The 5,127-nt window shown below is 58.7% G+C and carries 3 protein-coding genes; all 3 read left to right on the top strand.

The features are described 5' to 3' along the window. The first annotated feature begins 101 nt into the window (after positions 1-101). From ACTH3D_RS12250 to ACTH3D_RS12240, 3 genes are read left to right on the top strand one after another with little or no spacing between them, the layout of a single operon-like run. Positions 102-1,370, top strand: coding sequence for an MFS transporter (locus ACTH3D_RS12250; protein WP_301397671.1), 1,269 nt, complete (start codon positions 102-104; stop codon positions 1,368-1,370). Further along, on the top strand, positions 1,367-3,121 hold the full coding sequence (locus ACTH3D_RS12245; protein WP_441667408.1) for an ABC transporter ATP-binding protein: 1,755 nt from the start codon (positions 1,367-1,369) through the stop codon (positions 3,119-3,121). The genes ACTH3D_RS12250 and ACTH3D_RS12245 overlap by 4 nt, the downstream gene beginning before the upstream one ends. Next, a complete protein-coding gene (locus ACTH3D_RS12240; protein ID WP_441667407.1) occupies positions 3,118-4,929 on the top strand; it encodes an ABC transporter ATP-binding protein in 1,812 nt (603 codons plus the stop codon). Before ACTH3D_RS12245 ends, ACTH3D_RS12240 begins: the two co-directional genes overlap by 4 nt. The last annotated feature ends 198 nt before the right edge of the window (positions 4,930-5,127 follow it).

The following is a 5,127-nucleotide window of genomic DNA, read 5'->3' as shown; positions in this document are numbered from 1 at the left end:
GGCTATTTTGCACCACCGTCTACCTACTATGGTGCGCCAGCCCAGGGCCGTGCCTTCGGACTCGGTGTTAACCACACCTTCTGATTTCCATGAGGCCGCACATGAGCTCGAAAACACCCAAATTTACCTGGTGTCTATTGGCCAGCCTATACACGACTCAGTATCTCGGTCTGGGATTCCTGGTGGTGGCGCTGGTGGTCATCTTGCGAGAACAGGGAGCCACGTTGGGGCAGGTGAGCCTTATCTATCTAATGGGGATGGTCTGGCCTTTCAAATTCCTTTGGGCGCCCCTTGTGGACAAATATAGCATTGCCCGTATCGGTCACTACCGAACCTGGCTAATCGTCATGCAGAGTGGGCTGGCGCTGACCTTCCTGGGTTTCGGTCAATTCGAGCCACTCAATGACTTTACAGTGATTTATGCCCTGTGCTTGCTCGTGGCGGTGTTCTCGGCAACCCAGGACATTGCCATCGATGGGCTGGCGTGCCGTCTGCTCTCCCCCGATGAACGAGGCGTGGGTAACGGTATCCAGATTGCTGGTGGCTTGCTGGGGAACATGCTGGGCGGGGGCGCGGTGCTACTGGCCTATCCTCATTTAGGGTGGCATGGCAGTGTGATGATCCTTGCCGTGGGCACCTGCTTACCCCTGACACTACTGGTATGGTTTCGTGAACCACGCTGGAATACGCCACGGGCATCTGGCAATACCTTGATGCGGTGTATCAAGGCATTCTGGCGGCAACCCAATGGCCGCCACTGGCTCGTGTTGTTGCTGTTGTATCCAATGTCGAGCAGCCTTGCCTACGCCCTCATTACGCCCATACTGGTCGATGCGGGGTGGCGAATGGAGCGCATCGGCTTTTCTGTCAATGTCGTCGGCTCCTCGTTGGGTGTCTTAGCAGCACTATCGACTGGCTGGCTACTCACCAAACTAGGGCGACGTAAGGCCCTGATCGGTGCCGCCCTGGTTCAGATACCGGGGATCGCGGTCATTGCCCTACCTGTGTTTGGCTATACCAGCGACATGGTCGCCACCCTCTCCATTGGCCTCTTCTTTCTTCTTTACAATCCTGCGGCGACCGTTCTTGCCACGGTCATGATGGATCATGCGTCCTTCGAAAGCCCGGCGACCGACTACACGTTTCAGTACAGTCTCAATATGTTCGTCGCCATGGGCATGATGTCGGCGGGTGCGGCGCTAGCGGATACATTCGGCTACGCAGGCGTATTAGCACTGGCAGTATTGACGGCGGTCATCGCTGCGCTGCTCTCATTACGCTACCAGCCAACCGGAAGAGCAGCACATCGCAGGTATGAACGTTCGCCTCTTCAACCCGCCGCATTGGCGATTAGCGAGGAGGCGAGATGAATAAGCCGTGGGATATCATGCGACCCGTGCAGGGAGAGATCCGTTTTGCCATGTTGCTTGCGGGCACGAGTGCCATGTTCGGGCTCGCGTCGATTGCCCTGCTGGCGCTTGTACTGGGGCAGTTAATCCAACACCCCCATGTCTGGCCCTGGCAACCAATGACCACGGCCGTTGCCTGCCTGGCCGCCAGCCTGCTGCTACGACTGAGCGCGTTCAACCAGTCTCACTATGCTGCTTTCCGCTTGGAGACGATTCTGCGTACTGACATGGCGCAATATTTAGCGCAGGTGTCGCTAGGGGATATACAGCAGTATGGGGCGGGCGCACTGGCCAAGGTGATGCAGGACGATATCAAAGCGCTGCACCTTTTCGTGGCCGACAGTACGCCACTGTATGCCCGCGCCATTGTAGCGCCATTATGCACCTTGCTGATCCTTGTCTGGCTAGACTGGCGGCTGGCATCAGGCGCAGTGGCCGTGCTGCTGTTGGGATTGGGGGTACTTGGCCTGGCCATGCGTGATGCCAACTCAATGCAGCGTCGCTACAACACAGCACGCGAGTGCGTCAGCGCGGCAATCGTCGAGTACGTTCAGGCGATGCCGGTGGTGCGTACCTTCGATACCGGCCATGTGACTTTCAGCCGCTATCAGCAGGCACTGGAGAGCTATCGAAACGTGCTCACCGACTGGTACCAGCAGGCAGGTTTCGCCGCCCGCTACTCCTTCGCAGTGCTAAACCCGCTGCCAACCCTGATCGTATTGCTGGGCCTAGGGAGCTGGTTAACAACGCAAGGTACGCTGAATTTCGCTACCTGGACTGCTGTGTTGTTGCTAGGCGCCGGTATGGCCGAGTCCGTGATGCCATTGATGGCACTCCATCATCTGGTCGCCAGGGCGAAACTTAGCATTGGGCGCATTCAGCAGGTCATGGCGCTGCCCGTATTGCCAACGCCCGTACAGACCTGCCTACCAACAAGTACCACCGTCGATTTCGAGGATGTCAGCTTTGGATACGGCACTGACGCGCTATGCGACGGCGAGCTCGCCCTGCGCGATGTTACCTTCCATGCAGCCCCCGCCAGCGTCACTGCCCTGGTCGGTTCCTCGGGGGCTGGCAAAACCACCATCGCTCGACTGATTCCACGTTTTTGGGATGTCGACGCCGGATGCGTCCGGGTCGGCGGCGTTAATGTTCGGGATATGACTACCGAAACTCTCATGGCCCAGGTCGCCTTTGTGTTTCAGGAGACCTTTCTGCTCGCCGACAGCATTGCCAATAACATCCGCCTGGGGATGCCGGAGGCAACAATGGATGAGGTGGTGGCAGCGGCACGCGCAGCCCAGGCGCACAGCTTCATCCAAAATCTACCCGCGGGCTACGCCACACCTGTGGGGGAGCGTGGCGGCCTGCTCTCCGGTGGCCAGCGCCAGCGCATTACGATTGCCCGCGCTATTCTGCAAAACCGCCCCATTCTAGTGCTCGACGAACCCACCGCCTTCGCCGACCCAGAGAACGAGGCAGCACTAATGAAGGCGCTCTCTGCGCTAATGCGTAGCAAGACCGTGATAATGGTGACCCACCGGCTTGCCAGCATCCGTACTGCCGATCAGATACTGGTCTTCGAGCGAGGCCAACTAGTTGAGAGCGGTCAACACGATCAGTTGGTGACGCAGGACGGTGTCTATGCCCGGCTCTGGAACCGCCACGAGCAAGCCCAACACTGGGCGCTGAAGCGCGAGAATAACCGATGATAACCTCCGGCCCAGACCGCCGTTCCACCACCTCTTGGTACACAACCTGGCGCTGCCTGCTGAAAACGGCTGGCGGGCATGCCGCGGCACTGCGCAACAGCCTGATCGGTTTGTTGGTGGCCGCCATCGCCCAGGGGCTGGCACTGGCCTGCCTGTTTCCGATATTCAGGGCAATGCTGTCGACCGGTGATACGGAGGCTGCACTGCATTGGCTGGCAACCATGACGCTCTTGGCCATCTCCGCCACTGTTCTGCGCTGGTGGGCACAGGGTTTTGAGTACAACGGCCAGTTGGCAGCAATGACCCACGCGCTGCGCACCCGCCTTGGCGAACAGCTGCGCCGCATGCCACTGGAACGTTTGCAGGACAGTCGCACGGGGGAGATGACGTCGATGCTGCTCGGCAACGTGGATGAAAACCTCAATTACACCCTGGCCATCGCCAACCTCATCATGCTAGCAGTGGTCACCCCGCTAACCGTCGCATTGGCCGCACTGCTGGTGGACTGGCGACTGGGTGTGGTGTTGTTATTGGTCTTCCCCGCCATCGTGCCCCTCTACGGCTGGCGCCGCCCGGCCATGCGGCGCGGCATGCGCCAGCTTAACCAAGCGCATCGGCGCACCAGTGCCGACATCGTCGAGTATCTCCAGGGCTTGTCGGCTCTACGCGCGGCATGTAGCGAAGGGACAAAAGCGGCGGCACTGCATGCCAGCTTTCAGCATCTTGAAACCGTGCAGGTTAAAACCCGTCAACACGCGGCTAAACCCGACGTTATCGTCGCCAGCGTAGTAGAACTTGGCTTGTTAGGAGTGGCGACCTGCGCCATCACCTGGGTGGTGATGGGAACCCTGGATATTGCGTCGCTGGCAGCCGCCTTGGTCATCATCGTGCGCTTTTCCGAACCGCTGGCAACCTTTGTCAGCTATACCATGATGCTGGAAATGATCGAGGCAGCACTGGAACGCATCGAGGCGTTGCTGGCGGTCCCCCCTCTGCCACAGCAGACTCCCGCTGTCGTACCCGACACCTTCGACATTCGCTTTGAAGACGTCTCCTTTCGCTATACGCAAGCCGATAACCCTGCGCTCGTGGGCTTTAGCGCCATGTTTCCGGCGTGTAGCATGACGGCGCTGGTGGGCTCTTCGGGCGCAGGTAAGACCACGGTGACTCGATTACTAATGCGCTATGCCGACCCCCAGCAAGGACGCATTACGATTGGCGATACTGACCTGCGCCAGATACCCAGTGAAGCACTGAGTGACTTAATTTCAGTGGTATTCCAGGATGTCTACCTATTCGACGGCAGTGTCCTCGCTAACATCCGTATGGCGCGGCCCGAAGCAAGCGAAGACGAGGTTCGAGCCGCTGCTAAGGCGGCGCAGTGCCTGACATTTATCGAGCGCCTCCCCCAAGGCTGGCACACACGGCTGGGAGAGATCGGCGACCGACTTTCCGGGGGCGAGCGCCAGCGTATCTCGATTGCCCGAGCGCTACTCAAGAACGCCCCAATCGTCATCCTCGATGAGCCCACCGCGGCACTGGATGCGGAGAACGAACTGGCCGTACAGCACGCCATCGATGCACTTGTACGCAATAGGACAGTGATCGTTATCGCCCACCGTCTGTCGACTATCGTCGGCGCCGACCGAATTCTGGTCGTTGAAGACGGCCAGCTTATCGAGCAGGGAACACATGACGAATTGCTGGTAAAGGCAGGCCGCTACCGGACACTATGGGATACACAACACCAGGGCATCCAAGTCCACTCAAGAATTCAGGAAAACAGCCATTCACCCTCAGAGGAGTGATCGTTGAATTGCAAGACAAACTCCACCCAGAGTCGGCGCCGGGCTATTCGGAGAGGGCATTAGAAGAGGACATAGTGACTCATCGCTCTCTACTGAGCAGCGCCAGCGAACTGTCTAACTCTACTCGGCAGGCACCCGAACTGCTTCAGAAAAGCGGTGCTGAAATGGCTGACATTAGAGTAGCCAAGTACCATAGCG

This window comes from Halomonas sp. (assembly GCF_052095765.1).
Classification (GTDB): domain Bacteria; phylum Pseudomonadota; class Gammaproteobacteria; order Pseudomonadales; family Halomonadaceae; genus Halomonas.
This window is presented reverse-complemented; position numbering and strand designations above follow the sequence as displayed.

Coding starts and splice junctions, on each gene's coding strand:
- ACTH3D_RS12250 (WP_301397671.1), top strand. CDS start 102: ATGAGCTCGAAAACACCCAAATTTACCTGGTGTCTATTGGCCAGCCTA.
- ACTH3D_RS12240 (WP_441667407.1), top strand. CDS start 3,118: ATGATAACCTCCGGCCCAGACCGCCGTTCCACCACCTCTTGGTACACA.
- ACTH3D_RS12245 (WP_441667408.1), top strand. CDS start 1,367: ATGAATAAGCCGTGGGATATCATGCGACCCGTGCAGGGAGAGATCCGT.